General features: G+C 71.6%; 10 protein-coding genes, 1 tRNA gene and 3 pseudogenes. 10 read left to right on the top strand and 4 right to left on the bottom strand.

The features are described 5' to 3' along the window. Positions 1-82: 82 nt before the first annotated feature. Together ACIA8X_RS11185 and ACIA8X_RS11180 are read right to left on the bottom strand one after the other, a co-directional pair. Positions 83-1,117 carry an amidohydrolase family protein gene (locus ACIA8X_RS11185; protein WP_393448793.1) on the bottom strand — a complete coding sequence of 345 codons (1,035 nt, stop codon included), beginning with the start codon at positions 1,115-1,117 and terminating at the stop codon, positions 83-85. A gap of 345 nt (positions 1,118-1,462) precedes the next feature. Next, positions 1,463-2,101: a TetR/AcrR family transcriptional regulator gene (locus ACIA8X_RS11180; protein ID WP_393448796.1), complete on the bottom strand. Its 639-nt coding sequence runs from the start codon at positions 2,099-2,101 to the stop codon at positions 1,463-1,465. 200 nt (positions 2,102-2,301) lie between these two features. Between ACIA8X_RS11180 and ACIA8X_RS11175 the strand changes: the two genes are divergently transcribed. From ACIA8X_RS11175 to ACIA8X_RS11155, 5 genes are all read left to right on the top strand, one after another. Beyond that, a complete protein-coding gene (locus ACIA8X_RS11175) occupies positions 2,302-3,921 on the top strand; it encodes a bifunctional 3-(3-hydroxy-phenyl)propionate/3-hydroxycinnamic acid hydroxylase (RefSeq protein ID WP_393448799.1) in 1,620 nt (539 codons plus the stop codon). Positions 3,922-3,929: 8 nt separating this feature from the next. After that, complete coding sequence (locus ACIA8X_RS11170) at positions 3,930-4,802, top strand: alpha/beta fold hydrolase (protein ID WP_393448802.1); 873 nt, start codon at positions 3,930-3,932, stop codon at positions 4,800-4,802. Further along, on the top strand, positions 4,799-5,812 hold the full coding sequence (locus ACIA8X_RS11165) for a VOC family protein (RefSeq protein WP_393448805.1): 1,014 nt from the start codon (positions 4,799-4,801) through the stop codon (positions 5,810-5,812). The genes ACIA8X_RS11170 and ACIA8X_RS11165 overlap by 4 nt, the downstream gene beginning before the upstream one ends. A gap of 173 nt (positions 5,813-5,985) precedes the next feature. Next, positions 5,986-6,624, top strand: a complete 639-nt coding sequence (locus ACIA8X_RS11160; RefSeq protein ID WP_393449010.1) for a TetR/AcrR family transcriptional regulator — start codon at positions 5,986-5,988, stop codon at positions 6,622-6,624. A gap of 195 nt (positions 6,625-6,819) precedes the next feature. Then, entirely contained in the window at positions 6,820-8,427 is a 1,608-nt protein-coding gene (locus ACIA8X_RS11155) for an MFS transporter (protein WP_393448808.1), read from the top strand. A gap of 138 nt (positions 8,428-8,565) precedes the next feature. Here ACIA8X_RS11155 and ACIA8X_RS11150 read toward each other — a convergent pair. Next, positions 8,566-8,883, bottom strand: a pseudogene (locus ACIA8X_RS11150) (response regulator transcription factor); the annotation flags it as partial. On the opposite strand from ACIA8X_RS11150, the pseudogene ACIA8X_RS11145 reads away from it, so the two are divergent. The 4 genes and pseudogenes from ACIA8X_RS11145 to ACIA8X_RS11130 all read left to right on the top strand — a co-directional run. Continuing rightward, positions 8,881-9,410 (top strand): annotated as a pseudogene (locus tag ACIA8X_RS11145) (ABC transporter ATP-binding protein); the annotation flags it as partial. The pseudogenes ACIA8X_RS11150 and ACIA8X_RS11145 sit on opposite strands and share 3 nt — an antisense overlap. 3 nt (positions 9,411-9,413) lie before the next feature. Next, a complete protein-coding gene (locus ACIA8X_RS11140) occupies positions 9,414-11,966 on the top strand; it encodes an FtsX-like permease family protein (RefSeq protein ID WP_393448811.1) in 2,553 nt (850 codons plus the stop codon). A 175-nt stretch (positions 11,967-12,141) separates the two neighbouring features. Next, entirely contained in the window at positions 12,142-14,865 is a 2,724-nt protein-coding gene (locus tag ACIA8X_RS11135) for an AAA family ATPase (RefSeq protein WP_393448814.1), read from the top strand. 60 nt (positions 14,866-14,925) lie between these two features. Further along, a pseudogene (locus tag ACIA8X_RS11130) lies at positions 14,926-15,292 on the top strand (6-pyruvoyl trahydropterin synthase family protein). A gap of 145 nt (positions 15,293-15,437) precedes the next feature. Here the strand turns inward: ACIA8X_RS11130 and ACIA8X_RS11125 are convergent. Then, positions 15,438-15,509, bottom strand: a tRNA-Arg gene (locus ACIA8X_RS11125). Between the two features lie 173 nt (positions 15,510-15,682). Between ACIA8X_RS11125 and ACIA8X_RS11120 the strand changes: the two genes are divergently transcribed. Next, on the top strand, positions 15,683-16,189 hold the full coding sequence (locus ACIA8X_RS11120) for a response regulator (protein WP_399458223.1): 507 nt from the start codon (positions 15,683-15,685) through the stop codon (positions 16,187-16,189). Positions 16,190-16,437 lie beyond the last annotated feature (248 nt).

Below are 16,437 nucleotides of genomic sequence, written 5' to 3'. Positions count from 1 at the left end.
GTAGGGCGGGTGCCTTTGTGCGGGCCCCTCAACCGGTTCGGGCCCCTCAACTGGTTCGGGTCCCTCTACCGGTTCGGGTCTCTCATCCGGTTCCGGGCTGGACGAGCCTGAAGAGGAGGCGGGCGGCGGTGCGCCGGGCGGACTGCCGCAGGCTGGGCCGGGGTTCCGGTACGGGGATCCTGCCCAGGCGGGGAAAGAGCGCCTCGGCGTTGGTGCGGTTGACGGCCTGGAGCGTGCCGGGGTCGACGCCGCTGTCGAGCCCGTTGGCGAAGTACTGCCCGGCGATGGTGGGCGCGAAGGGCCAGTCGCTGCCGAACAGGACGTGCCCGGGGCGGGCGAAGGCCAGCAGAGTGGGCAGGGCGGCCGGGCTGGAGGACAGGGCCGTGTCGAAGTAGAAGGAGCGGAGGTCGTCCAGGACGTCCAGGGGGCTGCGTCCGGTGTCGCCGGCGATGGTGACGGCCATGCGGTGGGAGGCGTACGGGACGAAGCCGCCCGCGTGACCGAGGATGAACCGGATGTCCGGGTACCTGCGCACGATGCCGTTGCGGACGAGCAGGTAGGCGGCCCGGGTGGTGTCGAGGAGGAAGTCGGCCGCGAACGGCGGGATGTTCTCGACGGGCGGCGCCGGGAGGTCGGCCGGGTGGACGAGGACGACGGCTCCGTGCTTGTTCAGGGTCCGCCACAGGGGGTCCTGGCCGTCCGCGCCCAGGTAGACGCCTTGGTTGTTGGCCAGCAACGTGACCCCGTCGGCGCCCAGTTCGACCAGTGCGCGCTCGGCCTCGGCGGCCGAGGCGGTGATGTCGGGCAGGGGCAGCGTGGCGAAGTACCCGAAGCGGCCCGGGTGTTCGGCGGCGAGGCCGGCGGAGAAGTCGTTGAGCCGGCGGGCCAGTTGGGCGGCCTCGCCCGGATCCGTGAGGAACCCGGTGCCCGGGGTGGACATGGAGAGGATCGCCGTGGTGGTGCCCAGCAGATCCATCACCTCCAGGGCCGACTCGGGGCTCCAGTCCGGCAGTTCACGCCCGCCGGCCTCGGCGATGCCCGCCTTGGCGAGGAGGTCCCGGTAGAAGGAGGGGATCAGGTGCTGGTGGACGTCGATGCGACTCGGGGTGGTGGTCATGGGGGCGGCTCCTGGGTGGGGCGGGGTGAGCGGGTCGGGCCCCTCGGGACCCTGGTGAGGTTCGGTCCGGACTCTCGGTGAGGTTCGGCGCGGAGGGCCTGTCCGGCGGATCATGTCGGCGTCGCGGGGCCTGGCACGCGCTCCCCCAGAGGGGGGACCCCAGCCGCGTTGTCGTAGGTTGCCGACTCCCCCACGCTCGAACGACCTCGCGCGGGGGCACCCCCATGGCCCCGCTCGGTCCGCCGCAAGGAACTGTTTCTCGGGGCCGGCCTGATCCGCCGGACAGGCCCTTGTGGCCTACGGCGGTCGTACCGTCCGCGAGGCGCCGCGCGATCCCCGGCGCGGTCAAGGTCGCTCCTCGCTCCTCGCCGCCATACGGGTGCCCGCGTCGTAGACCAGTCGCGCGTGCAGCTCGAACATCGCCATCAGGTCGACGGCGTCCCCGTGGATCTCCCGGTGCACGAAGAGGCCGTCGGCGCCCGCGACCGCGTAAGTGGTGAGGGTGCGTACGGATGCCTCGTCCAGGTCGGGGAACAGGATCTCGATCATCTCGGTGATCTTCTGGGTGGCGACGTCCCGGACCTGGAGGAACACCGTGCGCCCCCGGGGCTCGGTGGGCCTTCGCTCCAGCGCGAGCATCAGGCCGAGGCGCAGGAAGTCCGGCGCGTCGACCAGGGACTTCGCGACGTTCGCCGCCATGGCGGTGGCCCGCTCCAGGGGCGTGCCGGTCTCGTCGCCCGGTAGCTCGACGGCCGCCAGCCAGGTCTCGAAGCTGCGCTCGATGACCGCGGCGATCAGGTCGTCCTTGTCCTTGAAGTGCCAGTAGATCGAGCTGGCGGGCAGCCCGCACTTGGCGCTGACGGCCGCGATGGACGTCCCCTCGTAGCCGCGTTCGCCCGCGATCTCCACGGTGGCGTCGAGGATGCGCTGCCGCGACTCCACCCCGTTCGCGCGCTTCTTGCGCGTCGTCTGCGGCCTGGTCATGGCTCCGCCCTTCCTGTCGTGCCGGCACTTGACCGTCTCCGGGACCCAGCTTACCGTAGCGGCCACTCCAATTGGAGTAAGCGCTACAGCAAGACACGGTCAAGATCCGGACCGGGGCGCGAGCCGACTGCGGTACGAGCCGACTGCAGCAAGCGCCGCAGGCCGGCGGGGCGACGACGGGACGACAGTGAGGTGGCCTGGTGAGTGAAGTCGATGCCGAGGACAAAGAGGGCGACGAGGGTGAAGCTGTAGGCGGCGCCTATGACGTGGCGGTGATCGGATACGGGCCGACCGGGGTGACCGCCGCGAATCTGCTGGGCGAGCTGGGTCTGAGGGTCGTGGTGATCGAGCGCGACGCCGAGGTCTTCTCCCGGGCCCGCGCGATCTCCACGGACGAGGAGGTCGTACGGATCTGGCAGCGTATGGGGCTCGCCGACCGGCTGAAGCGCGACATGCTGGCCGAGCGCCCGCTGGACTTCGTCGACGCGCACGGCCGGACCTTTCTCAGCGCCCGTCCGACGCCCCGCGGCCACGGCCATCCGCCGCAGATGTTCATCTACCAGCCCGCCCTTGAGCAGGTCCTGCGCGACGGCGTCGGCCGCTACCCGAACGTGCGGGTGCTGCTGCGGCACGAGTGCCTGCGACTGCGCCCGGATGCCGACGGCGTCGAACTGACCGTGGTCGGTGCCGACGACTCCGTGCACCGGCTCCGGGCGTCCTACGTCATCGCGGCCGACGGCGGCTCCAGCCTCACCCGCGCGCAGTTGAACGTGGGGTACGAGGGGCGGACGTACGAGGACCGCTGGGTGGTCGTCGACACCGAGATGCTGAAGCCCTGGCCGGACCACGACCGGCTGCGCTTCCGCTGCGACCCGGCCCGGCCGGCCGTGGACTGCCCGACCCCGCTCGGGCACCACCGCTGGGAGTTCCCGATCCTGCCGGGCGACGACGAGACGTATCTGACCACCGATGACGCCGTCCACTCGATGGTCGCCAAGTACGGGATCGGTCCGGACCAGATCAGGATCCTGCGCGCCACGGTCTACAGCCACCACGTCCGCTTCGCCGCCCGCTTCCGGGTCGGCCGGGTCTTCCTGGCCGGCGACGCCGCCCACGCGATGCCGCCGTGGATCGGCCAGGGCATGGCCGCCGGCGTGCGCGACGTGGCGAACCTGTGCTGGAAGCTGGCCGCCGTGCTGCGCGGCGAGCTGCCCGAGACGCTGCTGGACAGCTACGAGGCCGAGCGCAAGCCGCACGTCAAGGAGGTCACCCGGCGGGCGGTGTTCGTCGGGCGGATCATCACCGAGCGGCGGCGCGCGGTCACCCGGGTCCGCGACGGCGTGATGCCGGTGCTGAACCGGGTGGCGGGCTTCAGCGCCTGGCTGCAGGACTCCAACTGGATACCCGTCGCCCACTACGCCGACGGCTTCCAGGCCCGCCCCCGCACCAAGGCCTGCGGGCACCAGATCCCGCAGCCCTGGGTGACCGGCCCCGACGGGGAGCGGGTGCGGCTGGACGACCTCCTCGCCGGCCGCTGGCTGCTCCTGCACGGCGGGCTGCCCGTGCCCCAGCCCGCCTGGGACCGCCTCGGCGTCCCCTCGCTCGCCGTCACGCCCGCCGGATCCCGCCCCGCCGAGGGCACGGTCGTCGACAGCGACGGCGTCCTGCTGCCCTGGCTGGCCCGGCACAAGGCGGCCACCGTCGCCCTGCGCCCCGACGCCTACGTCTACGCCGCCGCCCCCGCGGGCGGTGCCCAACTCCCGCCGCCCCCAGCCGGATTCGCTCCGGCGCCGCACCCGACCGCCACGACCGCACCGTGAGGGACACCATGACCACACACACCGAGCCGCCGTCGATGCGGGAGCGCCTGCTCGACATCGCCGGCAAGAAGGTCTTCGTCGCCGAGACCGGAGACGGCCCGCCCGTCCTCCTCCTGCACGGCGGCGGCCCCGGCGCCTCCGGCGTCTCCAACTACGCCCGCAACATAGGGGAGTTGGCCAAGGAGTACCGGGTCATCGTCCCCGACCTGCCCGGGTACGGCCGCAGCACCAAGGGCGTCGACGGCGCCGACCCCTTCGGCCACCTGGCCGACGGCATCCGCGGCCTCATGGACCGACTCGACCTGGACAAGGCCCACCTGGTCGGCAACTCCTACGGCGGCGCCTGCGCCCTGCGCCTGGCCCTGGACACCCCCGACCGGGCCGACCGCATGGTCCTCATGGGCCCCGGCGGCGTCGGCACCACCCGCGCCCTGCCCACGCCGGGCCTCAACAGCCTGCTCAACTACTACGGCGGGGACGGGCCCTCACGCCTGAAGCTGGAGAAGTTCATCCGCAACCACCTCGTCTTCAACGCCGCCGAGGTGCCCGACTCCGTGATCGACGCGCGCTACGAGGCGAGTATCGACCCCGAGGTGGTCGCGGCCCCGCCGCTGCGGCGCCCGTCCGGCCCGAACGCCCTGCGCACCCTGTGGAAGATGGACTTCACCCGCGACAAGCGGCTGTCCCGGCTGCCGGTTCCCACGCTGGTGCTGTGGGGCGCGGCGGACCGGGTCAACCGGCCGTCCGGCGGCCGGATGCTGGCCGGGCGCATGCCCAACTGCGATCTGTACGAGGTCGCCAACACCGGGCACTGGGTGCAGTGGGAGCGCGCCGAGCTGTTCAACAGCCTGTGCGCCGACTTCCTGGCGGGCCGCCGATGACCCGCCAAGCCACGGCCTCCGTCTTCGGCGCGGTCCACCTCGGCTACATCGTCATCGAGTCCAACCGCCTCGCCGACTGGCGTCGGTTCGGCACCGACGCCATCGGCATGCACCACGACGCCATCTCCCGCGACCTGATGCGCTTCCGGCTCGACGACCACGCGTGCCGTTTCCTGATCCAACGCGGCCGGGCCGAGGACGTCGTGGCGACCGGCTGGCACATCGACGACCACGCCTCCTTCGAGCGGATCGAGGCCCGCGTACGCGCCCACGGCGTCCCCGTCGTGCGGGGCTCCGACGAGGAGGCGGCCCTGCGCGGCGTCGAACGCCTCCTGCGCTTCCCCGGCCCCAAGGGCATCACGCAGGAGATCTACACGACGCCTCTCACCTCGTCCGAGCCCCTGCGGATGCTGGCCTCCGGGTGGGTCACCGGCGACTCGGGCCTGGGCCACGTGGCCATCACCTCCGCCAAGCCGACCCTCCTGCGCGGCTACTACGACACGGTCTTCGACGCCCGCCTCACCGACTACATCGACGAGACGATCAGCGGCATCAAGCTCAAGATCCGCTTCCTGCGGGTCAACGAACGCCACCACTCCATCGCGATCGCCGCCGTACGCGGACTGCCCATCGACCCGATCCGCACCCGCGTCCAGCACCTCAACATCCAGGCGGCCACCCTCGACGACGTGGCCCGGAGCTACCAGCGCGTGCACGAACTCGGCTTCGAGATGGCCCTGTCCGTCGGACAGCACACCAACGACAAGGAACTCTCCTACTACGCCCGCACCCCCTCGGGTTTCGAGTGGGAGGTCGGCTGGAACCCCCTCGTCATCGACGAGACCACCTGGGAGCCCAGTACCCACCAGGGCATCAGCATCTGGGGCCACCAGTCCGTCGGCCAGACCATCATCGACAAACTCGCCCAGTTCCGGCTCGGCGCCCGCTCCCTCGCCCATCCGGAGCGGACCGTCCCGGCCCTGAGCGGCACCGGCGTCCCGGACGACTGAGCCGGTCGAATCCTGCCGCCGAGCCGACGCGAATCCTGCCGCGCGTCAGCCCCCGGCGGCGGCCGGACCGCGTCCGGACCCGCATGCCAGAATGGAAAGACGGACCGTCGAGGTCCGTCCCGCCGTACGCCCTCCCGATCCATCGAGCCATCGAGGTTCCTTCCGTGTCCTCCGTGTCCAAGCCGGTCGCCCGCGAGCCGCAGCGACGCAACTCCCGCTCCAACAGGGCCCGCATCCTGGCCACGGCCCGCCGGGAACTGGGGCGCAACCCGGAGATCACCCTGGAGGAGCTGGCCAAGGCCGCCGGTGTCGTACGACGCACCCTCTTCGGCCACTTCCCCGGCCGGGCGGCGCTGGTGGAGGCGCTGGCCGAGGAAGCCGGCGAGAGCCTCAGGGGCGCGATCGCGGAGGGAGCGAGGCCGTCGGGGCCGGCCGACCACGCCCTCGCGCACTTCGTGCTGGCGATCTGGCCCGTGGGCGACAGCTTCCGGATGCTCATCGCACTGGCCCGGCACGACCTGGGCGCGGAACGCGTCTCCAAGATCCTCGAACCGGCCCGCAGCGCTGCCGCCGCCATCCTGGAGCGAGGCCAGCGGGACGGCCTCTTCCACACCCACCTCCCGCCCGCCGTACTCGCCGCGGGCCTTGAGTCGATGACCATCGCCCTGCTCGAAGAGGTCAACGCCGGAACGCTGGAGGACGACGGATCCCGGGTGGCCGTCGCCACGCTCATCGCGGCCGGGGTGCCGGAGCAGGAGGCGTGCGCGGTGGTCGAGGCGGTCGTCGCCGAAAGAGGCGTCACGGCTGTGTGAGTGACAACTGTCAGCACACGGCTGTGTGAGTGACAACCAGCAACACGGAGCCCCCGACCACGGACGGTCGGGGGCTCCGTCGTGCTGTGCGGCCTCCCCCCTTCCCGCCCCTCCCCGCCTCCCTATTTGCACATCCATGAGCAACAAACTATTCTGCTCATGGATGTGCAATTAATCGCCCCCAGGGAGCCTCCGATGCCCTTCCTAGCCACCACCCCCGTCGAGAAGATGACCGCGCCGTACGCGCGGCGCTGGTGGGCGCTGCTGGTGCTGTGCCTGAGCCTGCTGATCGTCGTCATGGCGAACACGTCGCTGATCGTGGCCGCGCCGGACATGACCAAGGACCTGGGCCTGAGCAGCAGCGATCTGCAGTGGGTCATCGACGGCTACACCGTCCCGTACGCCGCGCTGATGCTGGTGCTTGGCTCGATCGGCGACAAGTACAGCCGCCGGGGCGCCCTGATCACGGGCCTCGTGATCTTCGCGGCCGGCGCGGTGACGGGCAGCCTGGTCGACGAGACCGGACTGGTCATAGCGGCCCGCGCGGTCATGGGCGTGGGCGCCGCGGTGGTCATGCCGGCCACGCTCTCCCTGCTGGTCGCGATCTTCCCGAAGGCTGAGCGCGCCAAGGCCATCACGGCCTGGACGGCCACCTCCGGCCTCGCCATCGCGGTGGGTCCGCTGGTCGCCGGCTGGCTCCTCGAGGATCACGCCTGGGGCTCGACCTTCCTGATCAACGTCCCGATCGCCGTCCTCGCCGTGATCGGCGCGCTGGCCCTGGTCCCGCCGTCGAAGGCCGAGGGAATGGGCCGGATCGACTACGTCGGCGGTCTGCTCTCGATCGTCTCCGTCGGCTCGCTGGTCTACGCGACCATCGAGGGCCCGCACTTCGGCTGGGGCGTCGGCCCGGTCGCCGCGGCCGTGGTCGCGGGCGTGGGCCTGCTGGCCTTCGTCGCCTGGGAGCTGCGCCACCCGCACCCCATGCTGGACGTGCGCAAGTTCGCCCAGCGGCCGTTCAGCGGCTCGATGCTGGCGGTGCTGTTCTTCTTCTTCGGCACCTTCGGCGCGCTCTACTACGCCACCCAGTACCTGCAGTTCGTCCTCGGCTACGGCGCGCTGGAGACGGGCGTACGACTGCTGCCGCTGGCCGGAGCCGTGTTCGTCGGCGCCGCTGCCACCGGACGGCTCACCCCGAAGCTGGGCGTCAAGGCCATGGTCGTCACCGGCATGGTGGTCGGCACGGCGGGCGTCCTCCTGCTCACGCGGATCGAGTCGGGCTCGACGTACACCGACTTCCTGGCACCCCTGATGATGCTGGGCTTCGCGATCGGCCTGAGCGTGTCGCCGGCCACCGACACCATCATGGGCTCCTTCCCCGAGTCCGAACTGGGCGTCGGCGGCGGCGCCAACGACACCGCGCTGGAGCTCGGCGGCGCCCTGGGCATCGCGATCCTCGGCTCCCTGCTGGGCACCTCCTACAAGGACAAGCTGACCGACCTCGTCGGCGCCAACCTCCCGCACACCGCGCTGGAGACGGCGAAGGACTCGGTCGGCGGCGGCCTCGCGGTCGCCGAGGAGGTCGCGAAGAACCCCGCCGGGGGCGCCCAGCAGGCCCAGGCCCTCATCGACGCGGTGCACGAGGCCTTCGCCCACAGCGTCGCCCAGACCAGCCTCATCGGCGGCATCATCATGGCCGCCGGCACGGCGATCGTCCTCGCGGTACTGCCGGGCCGCGGGCGCACCGCGAAGCCCGCGCGGGACGAGGCGGCGGAGCAGGAGAAGGAGCGCGTGGGCGCGGCCTGAGGGCCCCAAGGACGGCCGTGCCTGAGCGGCGCACGGCCTGGGCGGTGCCGGGAGGGGACCCCGGCACCGCCCCTTTGTCGTCGCCAGGGAGGGAATCGTCGGGGCGAGGCTCCGGGGCGGCTGACGGAGTTTCGGCTCTCACGCCAGACGGCGCACGTCCTCCAGATAGCGCAGGACCGCGGCGACCCGTCGGTCCACCTGGTCCGTGGGGGAGAGGTCGAGCTTGGCGAAGATGCTGCGGATGTGCTTGTGGACCGCGCCCTCGGTGACGACGAGTCGCCCGGCGATGGCCGAATTGCCCAACCCCTCGGCCATCAGGGCCAGTACGTCGCGCTCGCGAGGGCTGAGGCGTTCCAGGCGTTGGTCCTGGCGGGAGCGGGTGAACAGCTGCGCTACGACCTCGGGGTCGATGGCGGTGCCCCCGTCCGCCACCCGCCGCAGAGCGTCCAGGAACTCGACGGCCGGGAGATCGGCGGACTGAACGAGACCCGCCGTACCGAACTGCGCCGGGAGCGCATCGGTTTCGTCTTCCAGGCGTACAACATGATCCCGTCGCTCAGCATCGCGGACAACATCCTGCTGCCGCTGCGCCTGGCGGGACGCGCTCCGGACCCCGACTGGCTGCGGACGCTGGTGGAGCGGGTAGGGCTGTCCGACCGGCTGCACCACCGGCCCGCCGAACTCTCCGGCGGTCAGCAGCAACGGGCCGCCGTCGTACGGGCGTTGGTGGCCAGACCGGCCGTCGTGTTCGCCGACGAACCGACCGGCGCACTGGACCTGCGCAGCGCCCACGAGGTCCTGGCCTGCTGCGGGATCTCGTCGACGCGCTGAACCAGACCGTGGTGATGGTCACCCACGACCCGGCCGCCGCGGCCCGCGCGCACCGGGCGCTGGTGATGGCCGACGGCCGGGTCGTCGAGGCCCTCGACAAGCCGACCGCTCCCGAACTCGCCCGCCGTCTCGTCGCGTTGGGAGAGATCTGAGCCATGCTCCGTCTCGCGATATGCATGGCCGGCCACCGCGTCACCGCCCTGATCGCCGTGGCCTGCGCGGTGCTGGGCGGCGCCGCCCTGATCACCGGCACGGGCGTCCTGGCCGAGTCCGGCCTGCGCTCCCACCTGCCCGCCGGCCGTCTCGCAGGCGCGGACGTCGTCGTCGCGGCCGACCAGGAGTTCCACCCACCTCAGGACCTGCCGATCGCGCTCCCGGAGCGCCGTACGGTCCCGGCCGGGCTGGTCGCCGAACTGTCCGGGCTGCCGGGGGTCGAGGCGACGGTCGGGGACATCGGCTTCCCCGCCGCCCTCGTCGACGCCCACGGCCGGGTCGTGGCGGCCGGGGATCCCCGGACCGCGGGACACGGTTGGTCCTCGACGAAGCTGCTGGCCGGCCCGCGCGTCGACGGCCGTGAGCCGACCGGTTCCGGCGAGGTCGCCGTGGACAGCGCCACCGCCGCCGCGGCGGGGATCGAGGTGGGCGACCGAGTCCAGGTCGTCGCCCACGCCCGCCCCGCCACCGGCTACCGCGTCTCGGCGGTGGTCGACGCACCGGACGCAGGGATCCTCTTCGCCGACACGACGGCCGTACGACTGTCAGGTCGCGGAAGCGGCGACGGCGGACCGCGCGCGGGAACCGTCGACCTGATCGGCCTGCGCGCCGCGCCCGGCGCCGAGGGGCGGGTCGCCGCAGAGGTCCGCACGAAACTGCGGGGCACTGGTCTGGAAACGGTCACCGGAGCAGCCCGCGGAGACCTCGTGTCACCCGGAGCGGGCGCGTCCCGCTCCCTCCTGATCCTCCTCTCCGGCTCCCTCGCCGGGATCATCCTGCTGATCACCGGGTTCGTCATGGCGAGCGCGCTGGCCGTGTCGATCGCCGGGCAGCGCCGCGACCTGGCGCTGATGCGGGCCGTAGGCGCAACTCCCCGACAGATCAGGCGACTTGCGGCAGCGCAGGCCACCGTCATCGCGGGCGCCGCGCTGGTGCCCGGCGTGGGGCTGGGCTACCTCCTGGCCGGTCAGTTCCGAGCGATGCCGGCGGACCGCGGGGTCATCCCACCGGAACTCCCCCTGAGCATCAGCCCGTTGCCGGCCGCCACGACGGTGGTCCTCACCACCCTGGCCGTCCAGCTCTCGGCCCGGTGCGCGGCCTGGCGCACCTCCCGGATGCCGGCCACGGAGGCGGTGGCCGAGTCACGCAGCGAACCCCGCACCCAGTCGAAGATCCGCACGCGCGCGGGACTGCTGCTGATCGTCGCAGCGACGACCATGTCAGCCGTACCCCTCTTCTCCCGCACCGTCCTCGGCGCCACCGCCACCTCCCTCGCGGGCATCCTCGGCGCGATCGGCCTGGCCCTGGCCGGCCCCGCGCTCGTCCGGGCCATCGGCACGGCCGCGACCCGGCGCACCCGCACCGGCACCTCAGCCCCCACCTGGCTGGCGATGTCCAACATCCGCGCCTACGCCCAACGCAACGCCGGGATCGTCAGCACCCTGGCCATGGCGGTGGTGTTCGTCCTGACCTACACCCTCACCCAGACCACGGTGCTCGCCGCCACCGACGCCGACACCCGCACCGGCACCCTCGCCCAGCACCGGCTGAGCGCACCGGCCCTGGGCGGCCTGCCCGACGGCACCCTCACCGCCGTGCGGAACACACCAGGCGTGAGAGCGGCGGCCCCACTCGGTACGACGACGGTCGTATGGCCGTTCGAGATGTTCGGCGAACCGGAGACCGAGTCCGGCCCGGCGATGATCCTCACCCGGGACGCGGCGGACGTCCTCGACCTCGACGTACGGGACGGCAGCCTCGACCGCCTCACCGGAGCCACGGTCGCCGTCAGCAGCGACGTCGCCCGTTCGCGCTCCGCATCGGTGGGTCATCGGGTGAGGCTGGTCCTCGGCGACGGCGCGAAGGTCGACGCCGAGGTGGTGGCCCTCTACGCCCGAGGCCTCGGCTTCGGCACAGTGGCCCTCTCCCAGGACCTGGCCGCCGGCCACACCACGACGGGGCTCGACCAGAGCATCCTGATCCGCACCGACGGCACGGCGACAGCCCGTCAGGCCCTCACCGACCTCACCGCGTCCGCCCCCGGCCTGACCCTCGACGCCGCGAGCCCACGTTCCGCCGGCAGTCTGCTGGCTGACGCCCCGCCCGAGGTGTGGATCAACCTGGCGACCATCGTGGTCCTCCTCGGCTACCTGCTGCTGAGCATCGCCAACAAGCTCGTCGCCGCGACCGCCCAGCGCCGGACCGAAATGGCGGCCCTCCGCCTCAACGGCACGACTCCACGTCAGATCCGAGCGATGATGCGCCGCGAGGCCGCCGTCACGGCCACCACCGCGCTCACCACGGCCCTCCTCCTGTCCGCGATTCCCCTGACCCTCCTGGGCCAGGCCTTCCTCGGCCACCCCTGGCCGGCGGGCCCGCCCTGGCTACTCCCCGCCCTCGCCCTGACGGTCACCGCGACGGCGTTCGTGACCATCGAACTCCCGACGCGGCAGGCGCTGCGGTCGGCGCCTGCGGAGGTTGTTCGGGGGCATTGAGGGTTCCACAGGAGGGGTGCAGCGATGCGGAGATATGGGACACCGGGTGCCCGGTGGGGCGTATGGTTTCGGTCAGTTGTGGATCACTCACCTGGCACGCTGAACAACGGACCGTAGGGTGCAGGCAGTTGATGGCGAGGCACAGCCGGGCTGGTGCGATGAACGGGGGCGTGGGGTGACGGTGTTCGTCGACCGGGAGGAGAGCCTGGCCAGGCTCGAGAGCGCGGCGAGTGCTCTGGCGGACGGGCGCTCGAGTGTGCTGGTCGTCGAGGGCGACTCGGGGATGGGTAAGTCGTCCCTGCTGAGCGAGTTCGCCCGCCGCCTGGGCACCTCCCCCGGTTCCCCGGAGCAGTCCTGCCGGGTGGCGCTCGTGCGGGCCGCGCCCGGCATCGGTTCGCGGCGGCCGTACGGTGCCGTCCTGGACGCTCTGCACGCACTGGACCGTCCCGCGCAGGGCCGCAGACGGCTGGCCGGTTTCAGGCGCACGGCGGCCCGCGGCGCGCTGGCGGCCGCCCCCGACCTGCTGTCCGCCGCGGTGCCGGGGCTCGGTGCGGTGGTCGCGGCCGGGCGGGTGTTCGCCGAGGCCACGGTGGCCACCGGGTCCATCCCGGGTGACAGCCTCCTGCCCGTGGAAAGCACGGTGACCCGGCAGCTGATCGACGTCCTGCTGCAGCAGGCGCGCGCAGGCCGGCCCCTGCTTCTGATGCTGGACGACATACAGCTGTGCGATGTGTCGACCTTGGAGTTCCTGCACCTGTTGCTGCCCAGGATCGAGGGTGAACCGCTCGGTCTTGTTCTCGGGCTCGGCCTGTATGCCGCAGCCGAGGGCAACGGCAGGGCGGTGGAGCAGCTGCTGGACGCCTGGCAGAGGGATCACGCGGAACTCGTGTCCCGCCACGCGCTGCCGCCGCTGCCTGCCTGGGCTGTCAGGGAACTGGTCGATGCCAGGCTTCAGAGTCACCCCGCCCCCGAGGACTTCGCCGTCCGGTTGACCGGGGCGACGGGCGGCCATCCGATCTTCGTCGAGCAGTGCCTGAGGCTGTGGCGACCCGAAGACGGCGTCCGGGTGCCGCTGCCGGGGAGCCTTCCCGCGGCCGTACTGGACCGTTTCCGGCAGCTGGACCCGGCCGCGCGCGAACTCCTGGTCACCGGCGCCACGATGGGCGAGTTCTTCTTCTCCCACACACTCGCCGAGGCGTCCGGCTCGCCGCGGATCCAAGTCCAGGACCTGCTGCACCGCATAGAGCGCGAACACGGCCTGATCCGCTGCCGGCACCGGGACGAGGTCCCCGACTGGGCAGCGGGTCTGGGCATCGACTGGTACGACTTCGAGCACCGGGTCCTGCAAAGGGGGATCCGCGGCGAACAGTCGGACGGCGCCCGCCGGCAACGGCATGCGGACATCGCCGAGGCACTGCCACGCCTGCCAGGAGTCGACGTCGGCGCCGCTCCGCTCGAGTTGCGCACGCTGATCGCCGATCACTTCCTGCAGGCCGGGCCCGCGTATGCCGCACAGACAGCCGCCGCCCACTACGGCCTGGCCCGTTCCGTGGCGGTGGAGGATCTCTCCTTCGCCCAGGCCGAACAGCACTGCCGGACGGCGATCGAGTCCGCCCGGCTGATGCCCGCCGGCCGTCCGGAGCGCGATCGCCGTCTGGTGGAGGCGATCGAGCTGTTGCTCAGCATCACCGAGGTGCGCTGGAAGGGAGGCGAGGGCGAGCAGGAGAGCATGGGAATCGACGCCTTGGCAGCCGAGGCGGAGCAGGCGGCGCACCGCCTCGGGGACCAACTGCTCATCGCCCGCACCACCCTGCTGCGCGGCAAGACCCTGCTGGCCGTCCACGGCGTCCAACCCTCCCTCGCCAAGCTCGAAGAGGCGGTCGAACGCGCCCGGGAGTGTGGCGAGGCAGGCCGTCAGGCGCTCTTCGTGGCGATGGTCGAATACGGACGCCAGCTGCCCAAACGCGATCTGCACGCAGGTCTGCGGGTGCTGCTGGACGCCGAGCGGCTGTATGCCTCGGACCCGCGCCTCGGCGAGGCGGGGAACCCTGTGCTGCAGCACGCCCGCAATCTCAACGAGATGCAGATCGGGGTCAACCTCTTCGACGCGGGCCGGCTCGGCGAAGCCCGGCAGAGACTGCTGCGCTGCACCGAGCGGCTGAGAGGTGAGCCCCTCCGCGCCGAGCTGCCCATAGCGCTGAACTATCTCTCCCAGCTCCACCTGTCCACCGGCTCGTGGGAGGAAGCGGGCACGGTGCTGCGTGAGGCCCTGGATTTCGAGGAGGAGCGCGGTGGCGACAGTGGCTGGCACGCGTACAACAACGCCCTCCTCGCCACGCTGCTCACCCGTGATCCTGCTCGCCACGACGAAGCGGTCGAGCACGCGCGGAACGCCTGGCTGGAGACCCAGCGCACCTGGCTGGTCAACCTGGTGCCGATCGTGCGCAACCTGTACGTGGAGGTCCTCCTCGCGACCGGCCACGACAGGAGCCTGGCTCGGCGGCTGTGCGAGGACACCCTCGTCGACACCCGCGACAGTGGCATGGTGCGCAGCGAGATCGCCGGGTATGTGCTGCGCAGCCGGATCCATCTGCAGGACGGCGAGATGGATGGGGCCGCCCGCGACGGCCGCCAGGCGCTCGCCCTGCTCGCCGAACACGGGGACATGCCCGCCCTGCGTACGGAAGAGGTTCTGTATCACGCCGCCCGGGCTCTGCGGGCCGAGGACAGCGGGAGCGAGGTCCGCAACCTGCTGGGCAGAGCCCGTGCCGAAGTGGTGCGCAAGGCGGACAGCATCGATGACCCGGTCCTGCGGGCGCGGTTCCTGACCGACGTGCCCCTGAACCGATCCCTGCTCCATGACAGCGGCGCCGTCGAGGGAGAGGCCGGGGAGGGCTGACCGATTACAGTGCGAGACTCGCGCGGGTCCCAGCCGGGGGCGGAGTAGACGGGAGCCAGCATGTTCACCATCAGCAAGGAGTTCCACTTCTCCGCGAGCCACGTGCTCGACACGCTGCCCTCCTGGCACCCGTGCGCGCGCCTGCACGGCCACAACTACGTGGTCGTCCTCGAACTCTCGGCGGAGGACCACGCCCTCGCCCCGCCCGGCTTCGTCCGCGACTACCGCGACCTGGACGGCTTCAAGAAATGGGTCGACGCGACGCTCGATCACCGGCACCTCAATGAAGCGATGGGGGGGGAGTATCCCCCCGACGGCAGAGAACCTCGCCAAGTGGATCTACGACACCTGGTGCGACGACCTGCCTGAACTCAGCGCCGTGAAGGTCTCGGAGACACCCAAGACCTGGGCTGTCTACCGGGCGTAGGGGGCGACGCGGGGGGTTCTATCGCAGGTCTATCGCGACCAGTGCTCAACAACGACAAAGAGCGGGACCCAGTGAAACTGGTTCCCGCTCTTCATGCTCGGCATCTGCGCTGATCAACCGCATCATCGTGCTGGTTGAGGCGAAGTGCCCCCGGCAGGATTCGAACCTGCGCACACGGCTCCGGAGGCCGTTGCTCTATCCCCTGAGCTACGGGGGCGTGTCGGGCGCCCTTGCTTGGCGGCGACGGGTAGAACCCTACCAGCTTCAGGGGGGTGTTCATGAACGGTTTTCGGGTGGTGGCACCCGGCGCTACCTGGGGTGCCTCGCCCGCAGGGGGTGGAAGTCGGGAAAACCCGGACGCGGTGGCCGGTCCCGACCTACTCTCGAGTTGTGCCAGGCGCGTCGGGCCGGGTGCTTGTTGTGGACGACAACAAGGTCATCCGGCAGCTGATCAGGGTCAATCTCGAGCTGGAGGGGCTTGAGGTCGTGACCGCGGCCGATGGTGCCGAGTGTCTGGAAGTCGTTCATCAGGTGCGGCCCGATGTGATCACCCTGGATGTGGTCATGCCCCGCCTGGACGGGCTTCGGACTGCCGCTCGGCTCCGCTCCGACCCTCGTACCCGCGACCTTCCCCTCGCCATCATCAGCGCCTGCAACCAGCATGAGGTCGACAGCGGCCTCGACGTCGGTGTCGACGCCTTCCTTGCCAAGCCCTTCGCGCCCGCTGAACTCATCAGTCTCGTACGGCGGTTGATCGAGCGGAGTCGGGTCGCCGAGGGGAGCGGCGAGCTGGGCAGCCGGGGCGGTGGCGGGCGCGGCGACCGCCGGGGTGTCGGCGAGGCCGTCCTCGGGAGTGTCTTCGGGGCCGAGGAGGCCGCCGGACGCACCGGAGGCTGACACGCCGGTGGCACAGCGGGTCCACCTCGGTGGCACACCCGGTCCACCCGGGTGGCGCACCCGGGTCACACCCCAGATGTCACACCTGGGTCGACACCCCGATGGCTTAACCAAGTCGATGCCCACGTGGCACGCCTGAGCCAACCCCAGGGTCGTTCCCACGTCCGCAGCCCATCAGCGCCCCCGGCCGCAATCCCCCTGACACGCCCCGCCGGCACCGCACCCCGGCACCGCCTCCGGACCCACAC

It is taken from the genome of Streptomyces sp. NPDC051738 (assembly GCF_044453205.1).
Classification (GTDB): Bacteria; Actinomycetota; Actinomycetes; order Streptomycetales; family Streptomycetaceae; genus Streptomyces.
This window is presented reverse-complemented; position numbering and strand designations above follow the sequence as displayed.